Here is a 26,826-nt window from a genome sequence, read left to right as displayed (position 1 = left end):
CTTTTTTTTATTAGTTGTAAAAATGTCAAATGATAAGTATATTGGCGTGACTACTGGAACTATTGCAACAGCATGTTCAGTTGCAGCTACAGAATCTATTTTAAATTCTTCAGATATTGATTGTGTTAAAGTTGAAACACCTAAAAAAACATTAGATATTTTAATTGATAATTGTAAAAAATTATCTTCTAATTCTGCCTGTGCAGTAGCTCATAAAAATTCGTATAATGATCCTGATGTTACTGTAGGTTTAGCTATTGTTGCTACTGTTGAATTATTTGAAAAAACTGGAAATGGTGATGTTGTTACAATAACTGGTGGAGAAGGTGTTGGTAAAATAACAAAACCCGGACTTCAAATTCCAGTTGGGGAATATGCAATAAATCCTGTTCCACGTAAGATGATTAAAAAAAATTTAGAAAATATTCTACCTGATGATAAAGTAGCTAAAGTCACGATTTCTATTCCTGAAGGTCGTAAAATAGCTAAAAAAACAATGAATCCAAAATTAGGTATTGTTGATGGTATTTCAGTTATTGGAACTACTGGAATAGCTAGATCAATGTCTAGTGAAGCATATAAAAATTCTATTGTTACTCAAATTGATGTGGCTTTAGCTTTAAATTTGGATAATCTAGTTTTTGTTCCAGGGAATATTGGCGAAAAATTAGCTTTAAAACAGTTAAATATTACAAAACAACATATTATTCAAACTGGTAATTATATTGGTTTCATGTTTGAAGAGGCTAAAAAAAGAGGAATTGATAAATTTACTTTTTTTGGACATATTGGGAAATTAATTAAGGTTGCTGGTGGAATTTTCAATACTAAACATGCAATTGCTGATGGTAGAAAAGAAATCATGATTACTCATGCAGGTATTTGTGGTGCAGATACATTAACACTTAGAAAATTGTATTATTCTAAAACAACAGAAGATATGTTGGATATTTTGGATGAAAAAAAGTTACATTTAAAAGTGTGTAATAGTATTGCATTAGCTATCAAAGAAAGATGTATACAGAGATTTGAATTAGATTTAAATGTTATTTTAGTTGATATGGAAGGCAATTATTTAAATGATAATTTTGAAAGGTTTTTATTATGAAAATAGCAATGATTGGTCAGTTTCCACCTCATGTAGGTGGTGTGGGTGTTCATATTCATACATTATCTAAGGAACTTGTAAAACAAGGGCATGAAGTTTATGTAATAACTTATCCTCATAAAGACATTGAAGATATTGATGGGATTCATGTAATTGGAACTAAAGGAATAAATATTCCGGGAATTCGTGGATTGATGTTTAAGATTAGTGCTAAAAAAGTATTAAAGCAATTATTAAAAGAAGTGGATATTGATATTATTCATGGCCATTATTTGTTTCCTGCAGGTGCTGCTGCTGTTGAAATTGGAAAAAAACATGGTATTAAAACTTATGTGACTGCTCATGGTTCTGACATGTTTGAAATGTATAAAAAACAGTCTTTCATGAGATCCACTATTAAAAAAGTACTAAAAAAAGCAGATGTTGTTTTTGCGGTAAGTAATGCTTTAAAAAAAGAAATTTTAAAAACTAATGTTTCCGGAATTGAAAATAAAACAAGATTATATTGGAATTCTGTGGATATTGATAAGTTTAAAATTAATGAAAATACTTCATTTAAATTAAATTTTGAGAATAATAAACCAATTGTGCTTTTTGTAGGTAATATTATTAAAAGAAAAAATGTGAATGTTTTATTGGATGCTAAAAAACTAGCTAAAAGTGATTATAATCTTGTTATAGTAGGTGATGGTCCACTTTTAAATCAACTTAAAGATAAAGTAAAAAAAGAAAATATTTCGGATGTTTATTTTATGGGAGCAAGAAAAGATGTAGAAAATATTATTCCTTGTGCAGATGTTCTTGTTTTACCTTCTTTTTCAGAAAGTTTTGGTTTAGTTTTAATTGAAGCATTAGCTTGTGGGAAACCAGTTATTGGAAGTGATGTTGGTGGGATTAAGGAAATTATAACTTCTGATGTAGGTTTATTAATTGATCCGAACAATTCTGAAAATGTATCTGAAGCTATTGATAAAATGATATTAGATGATAAATTTAGAAATAATTTAGCTTCAAATGCAAGATCTCGAGCTAAAGATTTTAGTAAAGTTGAAATTCCTTATGATGAGGTTAAATAATGAAAAAATTAATAAGATCACCAGGTTCAGCAACAATAATTAATGCAATAGCTACAGGTTTTGGTTCTGCTTTTGGAATTGGCTTAGATATAACTTGCCAGGCTAAAACTCAAGATAGTTTAATTACCTGTTCTAATGATGTTGGAGCATCTACGGATTTAATGGAGATTTGTGCAAAGAAAACTTTTGAAAAATATGGGATTTCTAAAAATGATTTTGGTTTAAAAATTAGTACAAAATCTGAATTGCCAATGGCATCAGGATTATCAAGTAGTAGTGCATTATCTAATAGTGTTGTAAGTGTAACTTCTAAAATTATTGCTGAAGAATTTAATTTAAAGCCTCTTAATGATTTGGAGATAATTAATTTAGCTATTGATGCATCTCTTGAAGCAAAAGTTACTATAACTGGATCATTTGATGATGCAACTGCTTCATATTTTGGTGGGGTGGTAGTTACAGATAATGAACATAGGAAATTTATCATAAAAGAAAAAATGGATGAATATCCAGTTTTGGTTTACATGCCTAATTTCTGTTCAGAATCTGGAAGTTCTGACGTTAATCGTATGAAAGTATTATCTCCATTAGTGGAAATTACATTTGAATTAGCTGAATCCAAGGATTATTTCAAAGCACTTAATTTAAATGGATTAATTTATGCAAATACTTTAGGTTTTAATTCAAATATAGCTATTGATGCATTGAGTGTTGGTGCATTGGCATCAGGATTATCTGGAACTGGTTCATCATTTGTTGCTATTTGTGAAGATGATAAAATTGATGACATTAAAGAGACTTGGTCTAAATATGAAGGTAGAATTATTGAAACTAAAGTAGATAATATTGGTTGTAGTTTAATTTAGTACTAAGTTTTCAAACAATCCATAATATTAAATAGTATAATACTAATAAATTATATTATTATCATTATTATCAAAAGATGGTGATTTCTTGAAAAATAATTACAAGCTAAAATCTTTTAAAGATAAGAAAGATGCTGAAAAAGTGCTTTTAGACTCTAGAAAACGCATTGATGAAATTGATAATGAAATTTTTGATTTAATTTATCAGAGAACTTCATTTGCTATGGATATAGCTCTTGCAAAAGAATATATTGGTATGCCAGTTTATGATAAGAAGAGAGAGGATTCAATTCATAAAAAAATTGAGAAGTTATCTGAAAAAAATAATATTGATGTTGATATTAGTAATCAAATCATGGATATGCTAACTACATTAAGTAAAAATGAGCAAAAAGAAATTTTAAGGAGGAATGTTAATGGGTAATATTAGAACTTCATTTGTTAAACGTTTAGCAAAAGAACTTATAGAAACTCACAAAGGTGTTTTCACTACTGATTTTGATGAAAATAAAAAATTAGTTATGGAATATTCTACTGTAAGTACTAAACATTTAAGAAATAAAATCGCTGGATATGTTACAAGACTTGTAAGATTAGAACAAACTCAAGAATAAGTCTTTTTTCATATTTTTTAATTTTTTTATTATTAACTTTTATTTTGTTCAATTTTGATATTCTACTTTTTTTAATTTTAGCTTTTTGTAATCTATTTTAAAAGTTTATTAATGTGTTTATTCATATAAATAATTAGATATTTTTGTTTATTCAAAAATTTAAAGAAATTTTTTTATAGAAATAGGTGAATATTAATGGATTTAATAGTAGCAAAATTTGGAGGTACATCGGTAGGTGATGGCTCTAGAATTAGAAAAGCAGCTCAGTCTGTAGTTAATGAATATATGAAAGGTAATCAATTAGTTGTTGTTGTTTCTGCAGTTAATAATGCAACTGATGAGCTAATTGAATTGTCTAGTGATGCTATTGGAGGGGGTTTAACCGATAGGCAAAAGGCAGAAATAATGTCTATGGGTGAACTAACTAGCTCTAGGTTGTTTGCTGCAACTATTGAATCTTTAGGTGTTAAAGCTGAATTTATTGATCCTTATAATGATAAATGGCCTGTAATAACTGATTCTAATTCTCTTAATGCTAAAATTGATTTTGCAACAACTGATAAAAAATGTGAAGGGATTAAAAATCTTTTAAGTCAAGGTATCATTCCAGTTATTTGTGGATTTTTAGGAAAAGGCCCTAGTGGTGAAATTACTACTATTGGTAGAGGAGGCAGTGATGTAACTGCATTTTTATTAGGGCATTGTTTAGGTGCTAATGATGTAGTTATTGTTACTGATGTTGATGGAGTAATGTCAACAGATCCTAATAAAATAGAAGAGGCAGAATTATTGGATGAAATTTCTGTTGAAGAAATGAGGGATTTAGCAACTCATGGAGCACAAGTTTTACATCCACATGCTTTAAAATATAAAGACCCACTAATAAGTGCTAAAATTATCAACTTCAATAATGGTGATTTAAGTGCTAAAGGTACAAAAATAACTGGTCCTTTTGAAGGAGACATGTTAAAGACAGTATCTTTATACAAAAATCCTATTTCTGTCATTGCTATTGTTGGGGAAGAGATGCTCAAGAAAGTAGGTCTTTTAGCAAGTTTAACTTCATGCCTTGCAGAAGATGGGATTAATATATTTGGCATTTCAGCAGGACAGAATTCTATAACTACTTTTGTAGAAAAGAAAGATTCTGATAAAGCATATCATTTATTACATAGTTGGGTGGTTGATGATGATATTTTAAGTTCATTATCTCTTGGTGATGATACAGCTATGATTACTGTAGTTAGTCCGGAGTTTATTGATGAACCTGGCATTATTTCTAATATTACTAATCCACTTAGAAAAAACAATATTAATATTGTTGAGATATCTTCATCTCAAACTGCTGTAGTATTATTTGTCGATTGGGAAGATGGTGAAAAAGCGCTTGAATTAATTAAAGAGGTTTTACAATGAATTTTGAAGGTACATATGTTGCAATGATAACTCCATTTACAGATGATGGAAAAATTGATGAAGAAGGATTTAGATCCAATATTAATTATTTAATTAATAATGGTGTAACTGGGTTGGTTGGTGCTGGAACTTCTGGTGAATCAGCAACATTAACTCATGAGGAACATAAACAAGTAATTGAAATTTTAATTGATGAAGTTGATGGTAGAGTTGAAACAATTGCTGGGGCAGGTAGTAATTCTACACATGAAGCTATTGAGTTAAATAAATCTGCTGAAGAATTAGGTGCAGATGCAACTTTAGTAATTACTCCTTACTATAATAAACCACAGCAACATGCATTGATTAAACATTATCAAGCTATTAGTGATGCAACTGATATTCCAGTTATTGCATATAATGTTCCATCTCGTACTGGAATTGATATGAGTGTTGAAACTATTGTTGAATTAGCTAAAATTGATAATATTGATGCTGTTAAAGAAGCTAGTGGAAGTGTGGATAAAGTATCTGGAATATACAAAGCTCTTACAAAAGAAGGACTTGAAGAAGATTTCAATATTCTTTCTGGAGAAGATGGGTTAACTTTACCAATCATGGCATTGGGAGGAACTGGTGTGATTAGTGCATCAGCTAATGTAGATCCTAAAAGAATGGTTTTAATGGTTGACAGTATATTAAATGATGATTTTACTAGGGCTCAAGAGCTTCACTATGAAATGATTGATTTAATAAAAGCTCTTTTCATTGAAAGTAATCCTGTGCCTGCAAAAACTGCAATGAATATAATGGGTCTTCCTTCTGGACCTCTTAGAGCACCATTAGCAGATATGAAAAATGAAAATGTTGAAATTCTCAAAAAAGCTTTAAAAGAAGCAGATTTAATTTAAGTTGGTTATAATATGATTAAAGTAGCAGTAACTGGAGCAGCTGGAAGAATGGGCTCTGGAATTATTAAAAAAATAACACAGCAAGATGACATGGAAGTAGTAGCAGCTATTGAAATACCTAATACTCCTTTAGAAGGTGTTGATGCAGGTGTTCAAGCAGGTATTGGCGAATTGGGTGTTAATATTGTTGGTGCTGAAAAATTAGAAGAAACTTTAAAAAAATCTAAAGCAGATGTTTTAGTTGATTTTACTATAGCTCATGCAGCTGTTGAAACAATTAAAATAGCTACTTCTTGTGGTGTAAATGTTGTGGTGGGAACTACTGGTTTTAGTGACGAACAAATGGCTGGAAACATTAAAAATGTGGAAGAAAATAATGTTAAAGCAGTTATATCTTCTAACATGTCTATTGGAGTTAATGTATTTTTCAATACTTTAAAGAAATTAACTTCAGTTTTAAATGATTTTGACATTGAAATTATCGAAGCACATCATAATCAAAAAAAGGATGCTCCATCTGGAACTGCAATGACTGCATTTGAAGTAATAGCTAATGAACTTGACCGTAATCCTGAAGAAGTAGGTGTTTTCGGAAGAAAAGGAATGGTTGGTAAAAGAACTAAAGAAGAAATTGGTGTGCATGCTATTCGTGGTGGAGATATTGTTGGAGACCATACTGTAATGTTCATTGGCGATGGTGAAAGAATAGAATTCACACATAGAGCTCATACTAGAGAAGTTTTTATTGCAGGTGTAATTAGAGCTATTAGATATATTCCTGATGCTAAAGAGGGTGTTGTTAGCAATATGAATGATGTCTTAGGATTAGAATAGGTGTTTTTATGGTAAATGTTGGTATACTTGGTGCAACTGGAATGGTTGGTCAAAGATTTATCCAATTACTCGATAATCATCCAGATTTTGAAATTACTGCACTAGCTGCTTCTTCAAGATCAGCAGGTAAAAGATATGAAGATGCTACTACATGGTATCTTGATAGTGAAATGCCAAACTCTGTTAAAGATATTATTGTTAAAGAAACTGATGCTGAAGCAATGGATAATGATGTTGATATTGTATTTTCATCATTACCAACAGAATTTGCAGCTAAAGTTGAAAAAGAGTTTGCACAAGATTATGTAGTTGCAAGTAATGCAAGTGCACATAGGATGAAGAAAAATATTCCGTTAGTTATTCCTGAAGTTAATCCAGAATATTTGGATATGATTGATGCTCAGCAAAAAGAAAATAATTGGGATGGATTCATTGTTACTAATCCTAATTGTTCAACTATTGCTTTAACATTGTCATTGAAACCTATTGTTGATAATTTTAATGTTGATGCAATTAGAGTCTCAACAATGCAAGCAGTGTCTGGAGCAGGTTATGATGGAGTACCTTCCATGGCTATTGTTGATAATCTTGTTCCATATATTGGTAATGAAGAAGAAAAAATGGAAAGTGAAACATTACATCTTTTAGGTAATTATGATGGAGAAACAGTTTCTAAAGCCGATTTTAAATTAAGTGCTTCATGTCATAGGGTTCCAGTTATTGATGGACATACTGAAGCAGTATTTGTTGAATTAGATGATGATTTTGATATTAATGATATCAAAGATAAAATGGCTAATTTTAAGGCATTACCTCAAAAATTAGATCTTTTCTCAGCACCTGATAATCCAGTCATTGTTAAAGAAGAAATTGATCGTCCACAACCAAGAATGGATAGAAATGCAGGTAATGGAATGTCAGTTTCTGTTGGAAGATTAAGAAAAGATCAAGCATTTGATAATAGTTTTAAGTATGTATTAGTTGGTCATAATACTATTCGTGGAGCTGCTGGAGCTTCTGTGTTAAATGCTGAATTGATTAATGAGAGGATACTTTAATTTTGTCCTTTTTATTTTTCTTATTTTTAATATTTTCTTTATTTAGTTTTGATTTTAATTTTTGATGATTTTAAGGGTTTAATTTAAATACTATTAATTTCATAATACTTTATTAATTATATTATAATTTGAATTTCAATTATAATTGGGATAAAGATTTTTTTTTAAAATTATGGGATAATATGGAATTAGATACTGGTATTGAAAACGAAACTTTACAAAGTTTAATTCGTAATTGTTTGTTGGAGCTCAATAAACTTAAATTAGATTTAACAGAGTTAGAAGTAGCTAAAGCTAGAGATACAACTCCTCAAAAAATCCAGGAACTTGAAAACCATATTGTTAATAAAGAAAAAGAAGTTTCACTTATTAAATTTAAAGCAGAAGATGAAATTAATCTTTTAAAAAAGCAAGTGGAAGAAAAAGATGCTTTAATTAAAAACCAAGAAGATAGGATTTATGAGTTGGATTATGTAAATAATTCTCTTGATGAAATTAAGACTTATTTTGCAGAACAATTAAAGGATTATAAGAAAAAAGAACTTGCTGAAGTTAATGAAAGATTAAATGAATCTTTTAAGAATATTGCTGAAAAGGATGCTAAAATTAATTCACTTTCAAGAACTATTGATGATTATAAGATACAGCTTATTAAATTAGAAAATAATTCTGAATTTGAAAATAGGATTTCTGCTCTTGAAAGAGAACTTCAGTATAAAAATAATGAATTGCATGAAAAAGAAGAAGAAATTAATTCTAAAGAAAATGAAATATCTTTTTTAAAGGAATCTACAATATCTAAAGATAATTATATTAATCTTCAAAAAGATTTATCTCTTTTAAAGAAATCTACAGTTTCTAAAGAGGATTATATTAATCTTCAAAAAGAACTTGATTCTAAAGAAGATAAGATAAAACGTTTGGAAGAAATTAATAACTTCTTTAATGAACTTCAAGAGGAACAGGAAGCTTATGAAACTATGGAAAAGATTCCACCTTTTAAATTAGAGAAGAAACGATTTGATAAATAGTTTCTTTTTTTTAATCTTTTTTTAGAATTGCTCTTATAGGTGATGCTTCTGCATCAATGTTCAATGGGATGAAAATTGAATCATAACTATTTTTATTTATTTTATTTGAATTTTTAATATTTTCAACAATCCATATGTTATTTTTAAGTAATTTTTTATGAATTGTATTTTCACCATATTTATCTACAGAACATGTATCTATAGCTATTCCTTTAATATTTTTTTCTATGATTAATTCAGCTAGTTCATTGGAGATATAAGGATTATTATAAAAATATTTATCACTACCATAATACTTTCCCCATCCTGTGATTATTATAGCTATTTTTTCAGTTGTGTTTTTTAAATTACAATTTTTAACTAAAATTTCTTTACTTTTACTTTTCACATAATTTACACTAGCTTTCCCAATAAAATTTTCTAAGGGTAGTTGAGATATCTTTTTACCATTTGGGATATAATGGAATGGAGAATCCATATGAGTTCCTGTATGAAGTCCAGTTTCTAATTTTAATAATGTGCAACTATCATTTTCATCAGCTTTCTTAAAATATTCGAGATTTGTTTTGGGATCTCCAGGGTATTCTTGAAGGTTATTTTCTATTTTGTGTGTAAGATCAATATATTCCATTTTTTCACAACCGATAAGTATTTATATAACCTTAAACTCAGTATATGGTAGAAGGGTTATTCAACAATATAATTATTTTTCATGTTGATATTTAAAACTGTTCTATAATAAATTAATTTTAAAAGGTGATTATAATGGCACAAGGTGGACAACCAATTTTTATTTTACCTGAAGGAACAAACAGGTCTGTCGGAAGAGATGCTCAAAGAAACAATATTTTAGCAGGAAAAGTCCTTGCTGAAACTGTAAGAACAACATTAGGTCCAAAAGGAATGGATAAAATGTTAGTTGATGGACTTGGAGATATCGTTGTAACCAATGATGGTGTTACAATCTTAAAAGAAATGGATATCGAACATCCTGCAGCTAAAATGTTAGTGGAAGTAGCTAAAACCCAAGAAGATGAAGTTGGAGATGGAACTACTACTGCAGTAATTATTGCTGGAGAATTATTGAAAAAATCTGAATCTTTATTAGATCAAGATATTCACCCAACTATTATTGCTATGGGATACAGGCAAGCAGCTGAAAAAGCACAAGAAATCTTAGATGAAATTGCAATTGATTCAGTTGATGAAGAAACTTTAATGAAAGTAGCTATGACTGCTATGACTGGTAAAGGAACTGAAGCAGCACGTGAACCATTAGCAAAATTAATCGTAGATGCAGTTCAAAAAGTAGCTGAAGATGGTGTAGTTGACACTGACAACATCAAAATCGAGAAAAAAGATGGTGCTGTTGTAGAAGATTCTACATTAGTTGAAGGAGTAATTGTGGATAAAGAAAGAGTACATCCAGGTATGCCTTCTGAAGTTAAAGATGCAAAAATTGCATTAGTTAACTCTCCTCTTGAAGTAAAAGAAACTGAAGTTGATGCAGAAATCAGAATAACTGATCCTGCTCAAATGCAAGCTTTCATTGAACAAGAAGAAAAAATGGTTAAAGATATGGTGGATAAAGTAGCTGAATCTGGTGCTAATGTATTATTCGCACAAAAAGGTATTGATGATTTAGCACAACATTACTTATCTAAAGCAGGTATTTTAGCTGTAAGAAGAGTTAAAAAATCTGACATTGAAAAATTAGCTAGAGCTACTGGTGCTAGTGTAGTAACCAATTTAGAAGATTTAACTGCTGACGACTTAGGTGAAGCAGGTATTGTAGAAGAAAGAAAAGTATCTGGCGAAGAAATGATCTTTGTTGAAGAATGCAGTGTAGCTAAATCTGTAACTTTATTCGTAAGAGGAAGTACCAAACATATTGTTGATGAAATTGTAAGGGCAATTGAAGATGCAATTGGTGTTGTAGCAGCTACTGTAGAAGATGATAAAGTTGTAGCTGGTGGAGGAGCTCCTGAAATTGCAATGGCTAAAAAACTCAAAGATTATGCTGATTCTATCAGTGGAAGAGAACAATTAGCTGTAAATGCATTTGCAGAAGCATTAGAAATAGTTCCTAAAACTTTAGCTGAAAATGCAGGTTTAGACAGTATTGATTCATTAGTAGATTTAAGAGCTGCTCATGAAGATAGTTCTGTAATGGGATTAGATGTATTCACTGGTAAAGTAGCAGACATGAAAGAAGCTGGTGTAATTGAACCTAAACGTGTCAAAAAACAAGCTATCCAATCTGCTTCTGAAGCAGCTGAAATGATTTTAAGAATTGATGATGTAATTGCATCTAGTGGTAAAGGTGACGCTGACATGGGCGGTATGGATCCTGCTGCTATGGGTGGAATGCCTCCAATGATGTAATTTTAAAAGAAATTATTTAATTTCTTTTTTTCTTTTTATTTTTTAAGGTATTGTTTTGCAAACTAAAAAACTTATTTTTAAAAATTCAACTGGGGATAGAGCATATATCTATAAAGATTCTATAGTAGTTGATTTTGGAGTTTGTAGAAATGGAATTTCAACCTCTGATTTAAATGGAGGATATAGTTCTGACTTTAAATCAGTTTTCAATCATTATTTATCTCAGGAGAATATTAATTTTTTAGAAAATCATAGTGTTTATGAATATTTACTTAAACATTGTGGTGTTTTGGAAATTGATTATAAGTATACAACAGGACTTTTAACTTCTGCTAAAATGGAAAATGCATGTGTTGTTACAAAATACTATAAAAACTTAGAAGTTAGTGTAATAACTACTGCTGGTGTAAGAGTAAATGCCTCAAGAGCAGGAGACCCTGCAAGTTATTATGAAGAAAATGCTAAATTTCATTTTGATGTGGGAACGATTAATAGTATTATTTTAACTAATGTTTCTTTAGAGCCGGGGACATTAGGTATTGGCTTAATGACGGCTACTGAAGCAAAGGCTGTAGCTTTAAATAATTTAAGAATTCCAAGCCAATTTTCAAATGGGTTTGCAACAGGAACAGGAACTGATGGCGTAGCTATTTTTTCAAATATTGGATCAGATAATGTTTTATCTAATGCAGGAAAACATTCAAAACTTGGAGAATTAATAGCTAATTGTGTTATTGAATCAGTAACAGAAGCTATTAAAAGACAAGTTTGGATTACAAATAAATCTCAGTGTAATGTTTTAGCTAGATTAACAAGGTATAAATTAGATATTAATGAATTTTATGATAATTTAGATGAAGATAAAGAAAATTTTATAAAGTCTTTACAAATATCTGCAAGAAAACAAAATAATGTAGCATTAACTTCTTCTATTTTAAATTTAATTGATGAAGTTGAAAATGGATTAATTAATAAAAAAACAGCTTATAATTTGGCTAAAAATATTTTAAATAATGATTGCGAGGATTATTATATCTTGAAGATTTTAAATTTTTGGATTGATAAATTTTTAAGTTAATTTTTTATAATACTAGATATTAATAATATTTACATGATAAGATTAGCAAATGTAAATGATATTATTGAAATTAATAAACTGCTTTTTCAAGTTCAGGAGATTCATGCTGATTTGCGTCCAGATTTATTTAAAGTTGGAGGTAAAAAATATGGTGCTGATGAATTAGAAAAAATTATTACTCAAAAAGATGAAACACCTATTTTTGTTTTTGAAGAGGATGATAAAATAGTGGGTTATGCTTTTTGTATTATATTTAATCATTTTGATAATTCATCTAATTATAAAAATTTATATATTGATGATTTATGTGTTAATCAAGACTGTAGGGGTAAAGGTATTGGAACTGCATTGTATAATCATGTTTTAAACTATGCAAAAGGTATTGGATGTTATAATGTAACTTTAAATGTTTGGGAAGGTAATGATGAGGCAATGGAGTTTTATAAACATGTTGGTATGAAAATTCAAAAGACAGGAATGGAAAAAATTTTATAAAATATTTGTCTTTTTGATAGTTAATCTCTTATTTTATTAATTAATAATAATGAAAGTTTCATTGGAATGTTTTCTGATTAGATAAATTCTACAAAACTTTAATATACATCAGAATACTATAATAAAACATATTAAATTTAATGGTGATTATCATGAGAATTAAAGAAGATTTAATTAATAAAGAAGTACTTGATGGTGGTGCTAATTTAATTGGTAAAGTTATAGATGTTGTTATGGATAAAGATACTTTTGAAGTAACTGATTTGGTCATTAAAAAAACAGGATTTGCTGATCAAATTAAATCAAGTGGAGAAAATGTTGTCCCTACAGAACTTGTGAAAGTTATGGGAGATAAGGTTTTACTTAAAAATGATGATGATATTTAAATATATTGGTTATTTTAATGATTACTAAAGAATATTTAATTAATTTATTAAAAGAAAACGGTGTTTTCTTAAAAGGGGATTTTAAATTATCTTCTGGTAAAAAAAGTGATTATTATATAAATATGAAAAAAGCTATTACTGATCCTGAAATATTATCAACAATAGCTAATTTAATCACAGAATCTATTGTTGAAGATAATATTGATAAAGTGGCAGGTCCAGCACTTGGCGCAGTTCCTATAGCTACTGCAGTTTCACTTGAATCTAAAATTCCTTTATTGATGATTAGAAAAGAAAAAAAAGGTTATGGGACCTCTAAACTTATTGAAGGTGAATTGAATAAAGGTGATGATGTTATTGTTGTAGAGGATGTTACAACTACTGGTGGATCATTACTTAAAGCTATTCATGGAATTCAGGACAATGGAGGAAATGTAAAACGAGCTTTTGTTGTTGTGGATAGGCAGGAAGGAGCTATTGAAGCTTTTGATAAAGAAGGAATCAAATTAGAACCTTTAATAACTGTTGACGATTTTTTTTAACTTTAAAAAAAGATGATGAACAATTAAGTTCATCTTTTTTTTTTATTTTTGTGCATGAAATACCAAATGGGGAAATTCATCAATTATTATATTTAATGCAGTTTTAACTGCATTGGGGGAGCCAGGCATAGAAAATATGACTGTTTTTTTATATACTCCTGCTGTAGCTCTAGAAATGAGTGCTCCTGAACCAATTTCTAAAAAAGATTGATGTCTAAAAATTTCACCAAATCCTTCAATTTTTTTATCAAAGATACTTTCTACTGTTTCAACAGTTATATCTCTGCTGTCTAGTCCAGTACCTCCAGTTGTTAATATAACCTCAATATTATTTTCAATCATTTTTTCGATACTTTCAATTAGTGCTTTTTTTTCATCAGGTATTATTATTTTAGATTTTAGCTGGTATCTTTTTGATAGTTCATTTGCAAGATATTGTCCAGATAAATCATCTTCATTTGTAGTGATAGTATCACTTAATGTTATTATACCACAAGTAATGTCATTAGATGATAATTTTTTATGTTTTTCAGTTGTTTCACTTCTCATATTTTTCCCCTTTATTATGTAGTTATTGTTATCATCTCTTTTATTTTTTCGTATTCTTCGTGATTATTTAGTAGTAAATCTGTAGGATAATATAAGGATCCATAGCTATCTGATTCACACATTACTAATTTACTTTCACATAGGATATCTAAATGATATTCAATAGTGTTGTAATCCATTTTTATAATTCTAGCTATTTGACTCCCATTATATGGGCGTACAAGCAATAAATCCACGATTTTTGCAGAAGTTTTTCCACCTTTTCTTTGTAGAAATATTTGATCTAACAATCTTTTTATTGTCATTGATTCCATCTCCACTCTTTAGTGTGATGGTATAATAAGTTTCCCCACTTTAATCCATCTTGAGTTTTATCAATTAAGATTTGTGAGTCATCGTAGTGTCCATCTTTAAAAAATAAGGTAAGTGAAATAAATTCATTATTTATTGTTAAAAAGGTTTTTAAAGGGATTTTTAGACTAATTATTTTCACATTTTCATTATTAATTAACCATTTTTTAAATAATGGATTTCCACGAATTAATGGTAAAATGTCTTGGTTGATGATTAATTCAAGATTATGCAGTGTTTGATTTTCTATTAATTGGACTATCTGTGTTAAATGATTTTCCGAAAAAATAGGTAGTATTATTTTTAGTTCATTTGAATTTGCAATTAGTTCAGTATAACTGTTATATGCTTTTGATAGGTTACTTGTTGTTGAAGAGATACAATTAGCATTTTTTAGAAGATAAATATTTTTAAGATTTTCCTTAGGAATAGTTGTTAAATCATGTGTATTCCAGAAATTTTCATTTTTGTTAGTTGCATACCAGTTATCAATTAATTTAATCATATTTGTAGTTAGTAAATAACCATTTGATGTTAATTGGTACTGTTTTTGAACTTTTTTAACAAAATTCAAATTTTCCAATTCTTTTAAACCATGAAGTATAGTTGCTGATGGTTTATTTAGCTCGTTTCTCAAATCATCTAAGTTTTTTGAATTTTCATATATGCTTAATAGTAATTTTGTACGCATAGTTGAAGTTAAGATATATTTAATTCCGTTATATTCCTCTTTTAAATTATTCTTTATAGTTGTTGCCATAATATCACCAATTGTCTTTAATGTTTTCGAAAAGATTATTAGCCCAGTTTATGGCTTGTTGATTCGTTGATGTTAAAAGTCTATTTTGATCAAAACTACCATCATTTTTAAAGAGTCCAAGATTGGTATTTTTGTCAGATAATATTAAATATAAATTTAAATTATCTTTTATCTCATGTACTTTCAAGCATCCGTTTTTTATACTCTTTTTTCTAATTTTAGATTCAATATTTTCCATCAAACTATTAAAAATTTCACTATTTATGATTAATTCTACATTACCTCCTTTTAGTAATACCTGTTCAATAATTACAGGATAATCTGGATGTAAATAAGGTAATATTGCTTTAATGTTATTGGATATTAATAATTGGTTTTTAATTATGTTGTGGGTTTTATAAATATCGATTGGGGTTGTTTTAATTAATTGAGAATCATTTAAACTAGTTATATTTTTCAATGAATCTAAATTAATTTGTTTTATATCATGTTTGTCCCAAAATTCATCAAATTTATTTATTAAATTTATTGTATTTTTAAACTCAAGTATTGTATCTAAGTATATTTTTGTTGTTTGAGTTAAATAATATTTGTTTTTTATCTTTTGTATATAGTTTTCATGTTGTAATTTGTTTAAGTTACTTGATAAAGTACTATATGTTATCTGTGTTGTGTTAACTAGTTCTTTTATACTTTGGGGATTTTTAGTTAATATGTTTAATATATGGAGTCGTATTCCAGATTTTGTTAAAAATTGTATGTTTTGATTTATATTTTTTATTGACATCATTTTTGTCTCCTTTTGTATTAGTTTTGTGCTTCAATTTTCAATTTTTACACAATTCTTTGTATATTATCAAATTTCTTGTACGGATTTATATAGATTTTTCAAATTTCTATCAAATTTCCCTCCAATTTGTTCTCAATTTCCCTCAAATTCTGTAATGATTTTTCTGAACACTCATGTTCTTTTTAAATTTTTTTTAAGTATTTTGTGTAGACTTAATGTATTATGGTTATTACTTTGTTAATTAGGTAATACCTTGGTTCTATCATGAATTGATTTGATAATATTTATAACTTTTTAAAATCATAATAAGATTCATGGAGATTTATTTTGTTTTAGATGCATCTGCTTTTATCAATGGTTTTGCCCTTGAATGTGATAATAATTATACTGTTCCAGAAATCACTGAAGAAGTTAAGGATTTTGAGTCAAAATTAACATTAGATATGGCTATTGATGAAGGTAAATTAATTATTCAGGATGTTGATAAGAAGTATATTGGTGATGTTGATAAAATCATATCTGAATCAGGAGATATTTTACGTCTTTCAATTCCTGATAAAAAGTTGATTGCTTTGGCATTGATGCTTAAAGAAGAAGGTAAGAATGTTAAAGTTATGAGTGATGATTATACCATACAGAATACTTTAAAAATTATTGATGTTCCATATTCTGGAATTATAACTGAAGGGATTAAAGGAATTTACAATTGGAAAAAAGTTTGTGAAGGTTGTAAAAAGGAATTTGATGAAAATTATCCTTTTGATGACTGTGATATTTGTGGATCTAAGGTATTTAAAAAAAGAATAAAATTATAGCTTGGTGTGTTTATGAAAATTGGTGTGGTGGTTCATGGTCCTAATATTATTGATTCTGGTTGGGCTTTAAAATTAATTAATTTGTTATCTGATTATGGTGATGTTTCAGCTAGATTAGGTGGAACTATGGGCAGAACTGCAGTTATTGATAATTCTTTAGAAGATGTTATTGATATATCTAAAAAATTAGTTCCAAGTGATTCTTTAAAATTATTTCATGATTTAAATGTGGATGTTATATTTTTAGTAAATTATGGAAAATCTCATGTAACTGGTCAAGTTTTTGGTTATAAAGTTTATAATCACTATTTATCAAAAGTAGATGATAATAATATTCCTATAATTCAAATTGAAAGGCCGGGGGAAGATAATGGTAGTATAATTTCATGGAATGGTAATACTAAACATCTTATCAGTGATTTAGCTTCTAAATTAAATTTAAACATTGTTACTCCTGAAGAAGTTTATATTAATCATTTTAAAAATGATGAGGTAAGTGATGGTAACGTTCAAAGAATTGTTCATGGAGTAAGCCCTAGTGAAAATATAATGGTCAATGGTATTATTATTGGTAAATCTGATAGTGATGAACTTGTTTTGATAGCTAAAGAAGGGTATATTGTTGATATTATTGGGGGAACTATAAAAAAACAGGGTGTTGAAAAATTAGGAAAAATCGATTTGGAAAATGCAATTATAAAAACAGGTCTTTTAAGAAAATCTAAAGCGGTTCCCAGAATTTTAGAAAAAAAAGTATCTCAAGACAGGTTTAAAGTAGGTTTTTTGGACAGTGCTATGGATGATGTTCATCAATTTAAAAACATGGATTTAGTAATTACTGTGGGAAATGATGTTACAGTAATGGCTTCTGATATTTTATATAGATTTAAAGTTCCTATTATTGGCATTACTAATGGAGATTTGGATAAGATTGTTGAAAATGCTTTTAAATCTAAAAATTCAATAATTTTTGAATTTGAAAATGGTTTTGGGGATATTATTGGTCAAAAGATATTTGAATTAATTTTTAACAATAAACGAGTTTTAATTAAATCTAAAAATTCTAAAAATATTGATGAAATTAAAAAAGAGATTATTAAAATAACAAAGCTTTTAAATTGTAAATATAATATTATAAATATCTAAAAAAGAAAGTAGGTAGGTGTTTTTATTTCAGATTTTAAAAACCTTGTAAATGCAATTCAAGAATTTGAAGGAGTAACTCGTAAATCTTCTATTGATACTGTAACGTCTCTTTTAACTGAATCTTATAATGTTTCTGGAGATGTTGTAATTGACATTGGGGATGATGCTTCAGCTATTGATATTGGAAATAATCAAGTAGTTTTAGTCGCTGCTGATGGTATATGGGGTCAAATAATGGATGTTAATCCTTATTGGGCAGGATATTGTTCAGTTCTTGTTAATGTAAATGATATTGCAGCTATGGGTGGAAAACCATTAGCTATGGTTAATATAATGTCTATAAAACATGATGGGATTTATGAGGATTTATTGGCTGGAATTAAAGATGGTTGTTTGAAGTTTGGTGTGCCTATGGTTGGCGGTCATTTACATCCTGATGGTGAAGTTGACTCTTTGGGTGTGGCTATTGTAGGAATTGCAAAAAAGGATAAATTAATCACTAGTTTTGGAGCAGAAGTTGGTGATAAAATAATTGTTGCTATTGATTTAGATGGTAAACCTCATGAAATGTTTGCATTAAATTGGGATACTACTTATGATAAGGATAAACAATTAGTTCAAGATCAAATTACTGCTGTTCAATATTTAGCTGAAGAAGATTATATTAAATCTGGAAAAGATATTAGTAATCCGGGTATTTTAGGGACTTTGGAGATGTTACTTGAAACTTCAGGTAAAGGAGCGATAGTAAATTTAGTAGACATTCCAAAAAATGACGAAGTTAGTTGGGAAAATTGGTTAAAATCATATCCTGGTTCTGGTTTTGTATTTACTGCCAATGATGATAATTGTGAATTTATTAAAAATTATTTGAAAAAATATTCTATTGAATCTAATGTTGTTGGTGAAGTTACTGATGATTATTCATTGTACTTAATTAATAATGATGGTGAAAAATTAGAAGTATTTAATCAGAAATTAAATCCTGTTTTTAAACCTAAAGAATAAATATTACTTGTAAGATTTAAATAATTATATATTAATTAAAATTCTTGGTGGGAGAGTTATATGTTAATAAGAGTCAACGGGGAAGAAATGGATGTGGCAGAAGGTTCTACAATTCAGAAAGTTATTGATGAATCTAATGCTCCATACACTCCCGGAAGTATTGTATGTTTGATTAAGGGTAAAAAGGAGCTTGAAAAAAACATTACTAAATTTAAAATTAAAACAACTCAAGGTTCTGTTATTTTAGAACTTCTTAATGTTGAAAATGCACAACCATTAGTTGATGTTTGGAAAAATCAATATAAATATTTTGAAAAATTATCTGTGAGATGGTCAACTTCAAATGAAGTAGCTATTGGCCCTATTATCACAGATTTAAAACCTACTTCTGAAGAATATAATTATTATGAAGGAGATGTTGTTTTAAGTTTATCTAGTTTCAGTAATGAGTCTACTCATTTAATTCTTATTAAAGAGAATACTACTAATGTTTATGGTGTGCCTCCATTTAATAAAGGAATATTTGCAAAAATTATTGGAGGTAAAAAAACTTTAAATTTATTGTCTGATGCTGATGAAGTAATATCTATTGAACCAATTATTGAGAGAAGTACAACTACGGATAGTTCAGTAATATATGATTTAGAAACAGTTTTGGAAGAAGGAAATGAATTGTTTACTTATGTTTCAGTAGATGTGGATAATGATTCTCCAGTTTCTGTTGAACATTTCTTTTCAGTTATTAAAAATAATAAAATTAAAGTTGATTTTGAGTCTGAATCTTTTTTAGGATTCTATGAATTAAAAGGTATAAATAAACCTAAAGAAAATATTACTCCACGAACTAGAGGCACTATAACTGTAAGAAATAGTGGTGTAGGTGTTGGAAAATTATATATTTATAGAGAAAATAGAGTATTGAGTCCAAATCATACTACTGTAGGCAAAATTACTAAAGGTATGGAGATTATTGATATAGCTAAACAAGGCGATTTTATAACTATTAAATCTCAACAAGATAGATTAATGTTACTTGGCCATAGTCAAAATGAAGTTGAAGATATTTTAGCTAATTTAGGTATTGAACATATTAAAGAAGGAGTAAATAGTGAGGATGCTTTAATTGTAGAACAAAATCCTAAGTATACAATTGATATTTTAAATGAGGGAAAGGTTGTAACTAAAGCTATTCCTAAAGATAATTTATGTGAAGTTAAATTCACAGATAATGCTCCTAGAACAGTTAAATACTTTAAATTGTTGTCTGGTCTTTTAGAAGAGCCTATTGGTAAATTGAATGTTCATTTTTCAGTACCTGGAATGCATATTCTTATATTTGAAGGGGATTCAAATGCTTCTAAGGGGCTTGTTCCAGAAAATAATCCTACAGATGTTGTGGAAAAATGTGAAATTGGAGTAACTAACATGTCTGCGAAAAATGTAGGGTTGATTGGAGTAAGGTTTGAGGACAATAAAGAATTTGGGCCAACTGCTGAAGGATTTAAAGCAACTAATATTGTTGGTAAAGTTATTTCTGATTATTCTGAACTTGAAAAATATAAAGATGGGGATGTAGTGTATGTTAAGGAATCTAACGATTAGTCCAGATTTGTCTAATGAAGATTGGGATCCTGATGTGATCACACGTATGATTATAATTGCTCCTGGAGCGCATGTTAGTGAAAGTGAAATTGTCAACGAATTACATATGTTGGATTTACCACTTACAATAAAAAATACATGTTATGGGTCTATGATAAGTGGAAAAACAAATGATGTTTATGATGCAATTAGTGAAATAAGAAAATTGGATCCAAATCATATTTTTACAAAAGAAAGAGGTTTTGCTCCAGGGGATCCTAGAAGATGTAGAGGTCATAGATTTGGACCAAGGGAAGGTTTTCATCAAATGGAAAAAGAATATCGATTGCTTGGTGATGTGGCTGATGCTTTGGAAAATCCTCAGGATGTTGAAGTTAAAATTGAAAAACCAATTGATGTTGATGAATTTAGAAAAATTATGAATGAGTGTTTAGAAAATAATGATAGGTGAAAATATGGTGAAAGTAGCTATTTATCCTCCAAATTCATTAATCTTAGCAGATTTAATTGAAAGAAAAGGACATGTTCCATTAGTTCTTCAAAAACAAATAAGACAAAAAATTAAAGATCCTGAGATTGATTCTCCTCCAATGAATATTACTGAAGAAGATCCAATTAAAGGACTTAAATATGCAGCTATTGAAGTTCCTTCAGGGGTTCGTGGAAGAATGTCCATTATTGGACCATTAATAGATGAAGCTGAGGCTGCGATTATTGTTGATGGTGCACCATTTGGTTTTGGTTGTGTAGGATGTGCTAGAACAAATGAATTATCAATATTCTTACTTAGGCAAAGGGATATTCCTATACTTGAAGTAACATATCCTAAAAGTAGGGATGGTACATTTTTAATGGTAAATCAAATTAATGAATTTTTAGATTCTCTTAAGGAGGAATAATTATGGTTAAAATTGCTTTAGTTTCATGTGGAACAGAATATAGTGGAATTCAAAAAGAAATTGAAAAAGCAGCTAATACATTTGGTGCAGAAATTATTCTTCCAGAAATAGATTTGGATTATATTGATGAGTCTTATGTAAAATTTGGATTTTCTGCTCAAAGTTCAAGTTTAAAATTGATGATTGCAAGAGCTATGGCTATTGTTGAAGGAAGGTGTAAACCTGATGCAGTATTTATTGCTTCTTGTTTTAGATGTGCAGAAGGAGCTCTTGTAAGAAATGCTGTACGTAAATTTTTACAAGATAATACTCGTATTCCTGTAGTTACTTATTCATTTACTGAAAGAACAAAAGCTGATGAATTATTTATTCGTATGGAAGCATTAGCTACTACTGTAACTCGTAGAAGTATTCTTGCTCGTGAAAAACAAGAAGGTCTTACTTTAGGTATTGATTCTGGTTCAACAACTACAAAAGTTGTAGCTATGGAAAATAATAAAGTTATTGGTACTGGTTGGACAGAAACAAAAGATATTATGGGTTCTGTTTATAAAGGTGTTGAAGAGGCTTTTGCTAATACTGAGTATACTCTTGATGATGTTGATGGAATTGGTACTACTGGTTATGGTCGTATTAATATTGGTAAACAATTAAATGCCGAATTAGTTCAAGAAGAATTGTCTGTTAATGCAAAAGGTGCTGTGTATTTGGCAGATCATCAAAGAGGTGAAGCTACTGTATTAGATATTGGTGGTATGGATAATAAAGTAATCACTGTTAATAATGGTATTCCTGATAATTTTACTATGGGTGGTATATGTGCAGGAGCATCTGGAAGATTTTTAGACATGGCATCTCGTCGTTTAGATGTTTCTATTGAAGAATTAGGTCCTCTTGCTTTACAAGGAGACTATAAAAAGGCATTACTTAATAGTTATTGTATTGTATTTGGTATTCAGGATTTAGTTACTACTCTTGCTGCTGGAGGTTCTAAAGCTGATGCAGCTGCTGCAACTTGCCATTCTGTAGCTGAACAAGTTTATGAACAACAACTTCAGGAAATTGATTTAAGAGAACCACTTATACAAGTAGGAGGAACATCATTAATTTCTGGTCTTGTTGAAGCAGTTAGTGATATGTTAGGTGGTATTGATGTTATTGTACCTCCATATTCTCAGCATATTGGTGCAGTAGGTGCTGCTCTTTTAGTATCTGGAATGGGTCATAGGCAAGATAATAAATAGCTTAGAGTTGGTTTGATGTTAGTTGAATGCTATGATGAAAAAGGTGCAGAAGTTTATGAAATGATTATTAAGCAAATTTTCCAAGATTTGGTTCTTGGTCCTGCTGTTGATGATTTAAAAGCTTTTGCTAATCCTGATGAAGCAGTTTTTATTTTAGCTATTAAAATGAAAAAAACTTCAGGAGTTATCAAATTCAGTGATGTGGCTACCTTTAATTATGATAAAGTTAATAATGTTACTAAAATTTTTGTTGAAAATGAAAATTATCTTCCGAATATTTTAAAACAGCTTTGGAAAAAATATTCTAGAGATGAACTTTATCAACCAACTAGATATAATATTGATCTTGAAGGTAATCAAATGGATTTGGAAGATTTGGTTGTAGATGATCCTCATTCTAACCTTCAAAGAAGAGTTTATGATGCAATTTTTAGAATTTTGCCAGAAGGATTTAAAATAATTAAAGATGTTTCTGTTGGGGATATTGTGGCCGTAGTAGCTACTGATGAATTAATTAAAGATGCTTGGATTGAAAAAGCTAATGATTATATTATAGAATTAAATAAAGGATTATAGATAACTTTATAATATAGTTCGATTATATACAAACATGATTTACAAGTGGGGGAGTGATGTTATATGAATGAACATAATGGTTCTAGATTTGCACACATAACTAAAGCACATCCATGTTTTAATGAAAAAGTGCATGATAAAGTGGGTAGGGCTCATGTGCCTGTTGCACCAAAATGTAATATTTATTGTAATTTCTGTACTAGAAATATAAATGATGAAGAAAATAGACCTGGAGTTACTAGCTGTATAATGAAACCTGATGATGCTATTAATCATATTAATGATGTGACTTCAGAAGGACCAATCTCTGTAGTTGGTGTAGCAGGACCTGGAGATTCTTTAGCTAATGAAGAAACTTTTGAGTTTTTTGAAAAATTATCTAAAACACATCCAGATTTAATAAAATGTATGAGTACTAATGGTCTTTTACTTCCAAAATATGCAGATAGATTGGCTGAAATTGGAGTAAATTCTGTCACAGTTACAATTAATGCAATTGATCCTGATATAGCAATGGATATTTACTCATTTATTAAATATGATGGAAAAGTTTATAAAGGATATGAAGCAGCTAAAATTTTAATTGAAAATCAATTAGAAGGTGTTGAAAAAGCAGCTAGTAATGGTATGGTTGTTAAAGTTAATTCTGTTTTGATTCCTGGATTGAATGATGAACATATTGTTGAGATAGCTAAAGAAGTTAAAAAACGTGGTGCTTCTTTAATGAATGTTTTACCACTTATTCCATTAAATAAAATGAAAATTTATCAACGTCCTGGATGTTCAATGATGGAAAAAGTTCGTGAAGAAGTTGAAGAGATTATACCAGTGTTTAGAGCATGTACTCAATGTAGGGCAGATGCTTATGGTATTCCTGGTAAGAAAAGTGAAGACCATCATTTAGGAATGACTCCTCAAAGTCATTACTAATTTTTCTTTTTTTATTATTAATTTTAATTTTCACTTATTTTTTATTACTATTTTTATTCATTTCTACATGTTGTAGTGTAAAATAATAAATATTTAAAGAAATAAAAGTTATTACATAGCTTAGATTTTTTACTTAATTTAAGAATTTAAGATATGTTTAATATAGATATTTTGGTGTTAAAATATGGATAAAAAAATTGGAATTATCGCTTGTATAATTGTCGTATTAGCTTTAATTGTTGGTGTGGCGGCTTATTCTGGCGTATTTGATGGGGAAAGTAAAGTAGTTAATGATGATAAAACTTTAGTTGTTGGATTTGATGCAGAGTTTCCACCATATGGTTATAAAGATGATAATGGGAGTTACACTGGTTTTGATTTAGATATGGCACAAGAAGTCTGTGACAGAAACAATTGGACTTTAGTTAAACAACCTATTGACTGGGATGCTAAAGATAGTGAATTAGATTCTGGTAGTATTGATTGTATTTGGAATGGTTTTACAATGCAAGGTAGAGAAGATCAATACACATGGTCTGATCCTTATTTTGATAATAAACAGGTCATCGTAGTTAAAAATGGTTCTAATATCAATTCTTTCAGTGATTTAAAAGGTAAAAATGTAGAAACTCAAAAAGATTCTTCTGCATTAGCTGCACTTCAAGGTGATCAAAAATCATTAGCAGATACTTTTGGAAATTTGGTTGAAGTAGCTGATTATAATACTGCATTCATGGATTTAGAATCTGGTGCATGTGATGCTGTTGCAGTAGATATAGGTGTTGCTCACTATCAAATAAATTCAAAAAATGCCACTGATGATTTTGTAATATTAAATGATAATATTTCTTCAGAACAATATGGTATTGGATTTAAAGAAGGAAGCACTGAATTAAGAGATCAAGTACAATCAACTTTAGATGAAATGTTTAAAGATGGTACTGTTGATAAAATAGCTGATAAATATAGTGATTATGATATTAAAGATTCACTTATAAGGAAATAAGGCGAATAATATATGTTATTAAGTACAGTAATTGCTGAATTATGTGGAGGTATGATTACCTCCATAGAAATTTTTTTACTTACATTGTTGTTTTCACTTCCTCTTGGGCTTGTAGTAGCTTGGGGAAGAATGAGTAAATTTAAACCTTTGAGATGGTTAATGAAAGTGTATATCTCAATTATGAGAGGTACACCATTAATGTTACAATTAATTGTAGTATTTTTTGCACCATATTATATATTTGGAGCATCATTATCACCTGATTATAGGATGTTTTCTGTAATTATTGCTTTTTCAATTAATTATGCAGCATATTTTGCTGAAATTTATAGAGGTGGAATTGAAGCTATTCCTAAAGGACAATATGAAGCTGCAAAAGTATTAGGTTATAATAAAATAGAAACATTTTTTATAATTATTTTACCACAAGTCTTTAAAATAGTCCTTCCTTCAATAACAAATGAAGTAATTACTCTTGTAAAAGATACATCTTTATCATTTGTAATAGCTATTCCAGAAATGTTCACAGTAGCTAAACAAATTGCTGCTTCAGAAGCTTCAATTGCAGCATTACTTATTGCTGGTGCATTTTATTATATATTCAACGTAATTGTTGCATTTGTAATGGAGTATATTGAAGAAAAATTAAGTTATTATGATTAGGAGGAATATCATGAATTTATTGGAAATTAAAAATCTTAAAAAAAGCTTTGGTGAAAATGAAGTATTGAAAGATATTTCTCTTGATGTTAACAAAGGTGAAGTTTTGTGTATAATTGGACCTTCTGGTTCAGGTAAATCTACATTACTTAGATGTATAACTAATTTGGAAACTCAAGATAGTGGAGTTATTGATTTTGATGGAACATTTGGTTTAGTGTTCCAAGATTTTAATTTATTTCCTCATCATTCAGTCATGAAAAATATTACTAATGCACCTATTAAAGTTCAAAAAAGAAATAAGGAAGATGTTTATAAAGATGCAAGGGATTTACTTAAAAAATTAGATTTAAGTGATAAAGAAGATGCTTATCCTTGTGAATTGTCTGGTGGTCAACAACAGAGGGTGTCTATTGCAAGAGCTTTGGCAATGAATCCGGATATTTTATTCTTTGATGAACCAACATCTGCACTTGATCCAGAATTAACTGGTGAAATTTTAAAAGTATTAAAAAATTTAGCAGTTGAAAAAATGACTATGGTCATTGTTACACATGAAATGAGTTTTGCTAAAAATGTTGCAGATACAATTATTTTCATGGATGATGGTGTTATAGTTGAAAAAGGAACTCCTGAAGAAGTATTTGCTTCTGAAAATCCTAGGATGAAAGAATTTTTAGGTAAATTCTATGATTAATTAATACAAGATTT

32 protein-coding genes are annotated in these 26,826 nt (G+C 28.9%); 27 read left to right on the top strand and 5 right to left on the bottom strand.

Annotated features, from left to right (window positions below; genetic code table 11):
• Window positions 1-22 precede the first annotated feature (22 nt).
• The 10 genes from cbiD to Q0984_RS01675 all read left to right on the top strand — a co-directional run bounded on the left by cbiD (window position 23) and on the right by Q0984_RS01675 (window position 8,893).
• Window positions 23-1,108, top strand: coding sequence for a cobalt-precorrin-5B (C(1))-methyltransferase CbiD (gene cbiD, locus Q0984_RS01720; protein WP_299522637.1), 1,086 nt, complete (start codon window positions 23-25; stop codon window positions 1,106-1,108).
• Window positions 1,105-2,184 (top strand): glycosyltransferase family 4 protein, encoded by a 1,080-nt coding sequence (locus tag Q0984_RS01715; RefSeq protein WP_299522634.1) that lies wholly within the window; start codon window positions 1,105-1,107, stop codon window positions 2,182-2,184. Before cbiD ends, Q0984_RS01715 begins: the two co-directional genes overlap by 4 nt.
• Entirely contained in the window at window positions 2,184-3,050 is an 867-nt protein-coding gene (locus tag Q0984_RS01710) for a shikimate kinase (protein ID WP_299522631.1), read from the top strand. Before Q0984_RS01715 ends, Q0984_RS01710 begins: the two co-directional genes overlap by 1 nt.
• A gap of 88 nt (window positions 3,051-3,138) precedes the next feature.
• A complete protein-coding gene (locus Q0984_RS01705) occupies window positions 3,139-3,474 on the top strand; it encodes a chorismate mutase (protein WP_299522628.1) in 336 nt (111 codons plus the stop codon).
• Window positions 3,467-3,664 carry a 30S ribosomal protein S17e gene (locus Q0984_RS01700; RefSeq protein ID WP_299522625.1) on the top strand — a complete coding sequence of 66 codons (198 nt, stop codon included), beginning with the start codon at window positions 3,467-3,469 and terminating at the stop codon, window positions 3,662-3,664. The genes Q0984_RS01705 and Q0984_RS01700 overlap by 8 nt, the downstream gene beginning before the upstream one ends.
• A 195-nt stretch (window positions 3,665-3,859) precedes the next feature.
• The gene (locus Q0984_RS01695) at window positions 3,860-5,080 is read left to right on the top strand and encodes an aspartate kinase (protein WP_299522622.1); all 1,221 of its coding nucleotides are present in this window, start codon (window positions 3,860-3,862) and stop codon (window positions 5,078-5,080) included.
• Entirely contained in the window at window positions 5,077-5,970 is an 894-nt protein-coding gene (gene dapA, locus Q0984_RS01690) for a 4-hydroxy-tetrahydrodipicolinate synthase (RefSeq protein ID WP_299522620.1), read from the top strand. Before Q0984_RS01695 ends, dapA begins: the two co-directional genes overlap by 4 nt.
• 12 nt (window positions 5,971-5,982) lie before the next feature.
• Complete coding sequence (gene dapB, locus Q0984_RS01685) at window positions 5,983-6,804, top strand: 4-hydroxy-tetrahydrodipicolinate reductase (RefSeq protein WP_299522618.1); 822 nt, start codon at window positions 5,983-5,985, stop codon at window positions 6,802-6,804.
• An 8-nt stretch (window positions 6,805-6,812) separates the two neighbouring features.
• A complete protein-coding gene (gene asd / locus Q0984_RS01680) occupies window positions 6,813-7,862 on the top strand; it encodes an aspartate-semialdehyde dehydrogenase (protein ID WP_299522615.1) in 1,050 nt (349 codons plus the stop codon).
• A 182-nt stretch (window positions 7,863-8,044) separates the two neighbouring features.
• Window positions 8,045-8,893 carry a glycosyl transferase gene (locus Q0984_RS01675; protein ID WP_299522611.1) on the top strand — a complete coding sequence of 283 codons (849 nt, stop codon included), beginning with the start codon at window positions 8,045-8,047 and terminating at the stop codon, window positions 8,891-8,893.
• Between the two features lie 10 nt (window positions 8,894-8,903).
• Here the strand turns inward: Q0984_RS01675 and Q0984_RS01670 are convergent, their stop codons facing one another.
• On the bottom strand, window positions 8,904-9,524 hold the full coding sequence (locus Q0984_RS01670) for a cyclase family protein (protein ID WP_299522608.1): 621 nt from the start codon (window positions 9,522-9,524) through the stop codon (window positions 8,904-8,906).
• A 134-nt stretch (window positions 9,525-9,658) separates the two neighbouring features.
• Here Q0984_RS01670 and thsA point away from each other — a divergent pair, with 134 nt between their 5' ends.
• The 5 genes from thsA to pyrE all read left to right on the top strand — a co-directional run bounded on the left by thsA (window position 9,659) and on the right by pyrE (window position 13,779).
• Window positions 9,659-11,278, top strand: coding sequence for a thermosome subunit alpha (thsA, locus tag Q0984_RS01665; protein WP_299522605.1), 1,620 nt, complete (start codon window positions 9,659-9,661; stop codon window positions 11,276-11,278).
• Window positions 11,279-11,333: 55 nt separating this feature from the next.
• Entirely contained in the window at window positions 11,334-12,356 is a 1,023-nt protein-coding gene (locus tag Q0984_RS01660; RefSeq protein ID WP_299522602.1) for an adenosylcobinamide amidohydrolase, read from the top strand.
• Between the two features lie 33 nt (window positions 12,357-12,389).
• Entirely contained in the window at window positions 12,390-12,851 is a 462-nt protein-coding gene (locus tag Q0984_RS01655; RefSeq protein WP_299522599.1) for a GNAT family N-acetyltransferase, read from the top strand.
• Between the two features lie 152 nt (window positions 12,852-13,003).
• The gene (locus Q0984_RS01650; RefSeq protein ID WP_299522596.1) at window positions 13,004-13,237 is read left to right on the top strand and encodes a PRC-barrel domain-containing protein; all 234 of its coding nucleotides are present in this window, start codon (window positions 13,004-13,006) and stop codon (window positions 13,235-13,237) included.
• A gap of 17 nt (window positions 13,238-13,254) precedes the next feature.
• Entirely contained in the window at window positions 13,255-13,779 is a 525-nt protein-coding gene (pyrE, locus tag Q0984_RS01645; RefSeq protein ID WP_299522593.1) for an orotate phosphoribosyltransferase, read from the top strand.
• 42 nt (window positions 13,780-13,821) lie between these two features.
• On the opposite strand, the gene Q0984_RS01640 is transcribed toward pyrE, so the two are convergent.
• Genes Q0984_RS01640 through Q0984_RS01625 form a run of 4 tightly spaced genes read right to left on the bottom strand, consistent with a single transcriptional unit; the run spans window position 13,822 to window position 16,229 of the window.
• On the bottom strand, window positions 13,822-14,328 hold the full coding sequence (locus tag Q0984_RS01640; RefSeq protein WP_299522590.1) for a molybdenum cofactor biosynthesis protein B: 507 nt from the start codon (window positions 14,326-14,328) through the stop codon (window positions 13,822-13,824).
• Between the two features lie 14 nt (window positions 14,329-14,342).
• On the bottom strand, window positions 14,343-14,633 hold the full coding sequence (locus Q0984_RS01635; protein WP_299522587.1) for a winged helix-turn-helix domain-containing protein: 291 nt from the start codon (window positions 14,631-14,633) through the stop codon (window positions 14,343-14,345).
• Window positions 14,630-15,439: a winged helix-turn-helix domain-containing protein gene (locus tag Q0984_RS01630; protein ID WP_299522584.1), complete on the bottom strand. Its 810-nt coding sequence runs from the start codon at window positions 15,437-15,439 to the stop codon at window positions 14,630-14,632. Before Q0984_RS01630 ends, Q0984_RS01635 begins: the two co-directional genes overlap by 4 nt.
• Before the next feature lie 4 nt (window positions 15,440-15,443).
• The gene (locus Q0984_RS01625; protein ID WP_299522581.1) at window positions 15,444-16,229 is read right to left on the bottom strand and encodes a winged helix-turn-helix domain-containing protein; all 786 of its coding nucleotides are present in this window, start codon (window positions 16,227-16,229) and stop codon (window positions 15,444-15,446) included.
• A gap of 314 nt (window positions 16,230-16,543) precedes the next feature.
• On the opposite strand from Q0984_RS01625, the gene Q0984_RS01620 reads away from it, so the two are divergent.
• From Q0984_RS01620 to Q0984_RS01565, 12 genes are all read left to right on the top strand, one after another.
• Entirely contained in the window at window positions 16,544-17,044 is a 501-nt protein-coding gene (locus Q0984_RS01620) for a type II toxin-antitoxin system VapC family toxin (RefSeq protein ID WP_299522579.1), read from the top strand.
• A 12-nt stretch (window positions 17,045-17,056) separates the two neighbouring features.
• Window positions 17,057-18,190, top strand: coding sequence for a DUF2117 domain-containing protein (locus Q0984_RS01615; RefSeq protein ID WP_299522576.1), 1,134 nt, complete (start codon window positions 17,057-17,059; stop codon window positions 18,188-18,190).
• 24 nt (window positions 18,191-18,214) lie between these two features.
• On the top strand, window positions 18,215-19,198 hold the full coding sequence (locus Q0984_RS01610) for a methanogenesis marker 2 protein (RefSeq protein ID WP_299523100.1): 984 nt from the start codon (window positions 18,215-18,217) through the stop codon (window positions 19,196-19,198).
• Between the two features lie 60 nt (window positions 19,199-19,258).
• Window positions 19,259-20,800 (top strand): methanogenesis marker 3 protein, encoded by a 1,542-nt coding sequence (locus Q0984_RS01605; protein WP_299522573.1) that lies wholly within the window; start codon window positions 19,259-19,261, stop codon window positions 20,798-20,800.
• Window positions 20,778-21,251, top strand: a complete 474-nt coding sequence (locus Q0984_RS01600) for a methanogenesis marker 6 protein (RefSeq protein WP_299522570.1) — start codon at window positions 20,778-20,780, stop codon at window positions 21,249-21,251. Before Q0984_RS01605 ends, Q0984_RS01600 begins: the two co-directional genes overlap by 23 nt.
• A 4-nt stretch (window positions 21,252-21,255) precedes the next feature.
• Window positions 21,256-21,699 (top strand): methanogenesis marker 5 protein, encoded by a 444-nt coding sequence (locus tag Q0984_RS01595; RefSeq protein ID WP_299522567.1) that lies wholly within the window; start codon window positions 21,256-21,258, stop codon window positions 21,697-21,699.
• 2 nt (window positions 21,700-21,701) lie between these two features.
• On the top strand, window positions 21,702-22,943 hold the full coding sequence (locus Q0984_RS01590; RefSeq protein ID WP_299522564.1) for a methanogenesis marker 15 protein: 1,242 nt from the start codon (window positions 21,702-21,704) through the stop codon (window positions 22,941-22,943).
• 15 nt (window positions 22,944-22,958) lie between these two features.
• Window positions 22,959-23,519, top strand: a complete 561-nt coding sequence (locus Q0984_RS01585) for a methanogenesis marker 17 protein (protein WP_299522561.1) — start codon at window positions 22,959-22,961, stop codon at window positions 23,517-23,519.
• A 63-nt stretch (window positions 23,520-23,582) separates the two neighbouring features.
• On the top strand, window positions 23,583-24,449 hold the full coding sequence (locus tag Q0984_RS01580) for a radical SAM protein (RefSeq protein WP_299522559.1): 867 nt from the start codon (window positions 23,583-23,585) through the stop codon (window positions 24,447-24,449).
• A gap of 184 nt (window positions 24,450-24,633) precedes the next feature.
• Window positions 24,634-25,455: an amino acid ABC transporter substrate-binding protein gene (locus Q0984_RS01575; protein ID WP_299522556.1), complete on the top strand. Its 822-nt coding sequence runs from the start codon at window positions 24,634-24,636 to the stop codon at window positions 25,453-25,455.
• Between the two features lie 12 nt (window positions 25,456-25,467).
• Window positions 25,468-26,118 (top strand): amino acid ABC transporter permease, encoded by a 651-nt coding sequence (locus tag Q0984_RS01570; protein ID WP_299522553.1) that lies wholly within the window; start codon window positions 25,468-25,470, stop codon window positions 26,116-26,118.
• Window positions 26,119-26,128: 10 nt separating this feature from the next.
• Complete coding sequence (locus Q0984_RS01565) at window positions 26,129-26,812, top strand: amino acid ABC transporter ATP-binding protein (protein WP_299522550.1); 684 nt, start codon at window positions 26,129-26,131, stop codon at window positions 26,810-26,812.
• Window positions 26,813-26,826: the final 14 nt, after the last annotated feature.

Source organism: uncultured Methanobrevibacter sp. (assembly GCF_934746965.1).
Lineage (GTDB): Archaea > Methanobacteriota > Methanobacteria > Methanobacteriales > Methanobacteriaceae > Methanocatella.
This window is presented reverse-complemented; position numbering and strand designations above follow the sequence as displayed.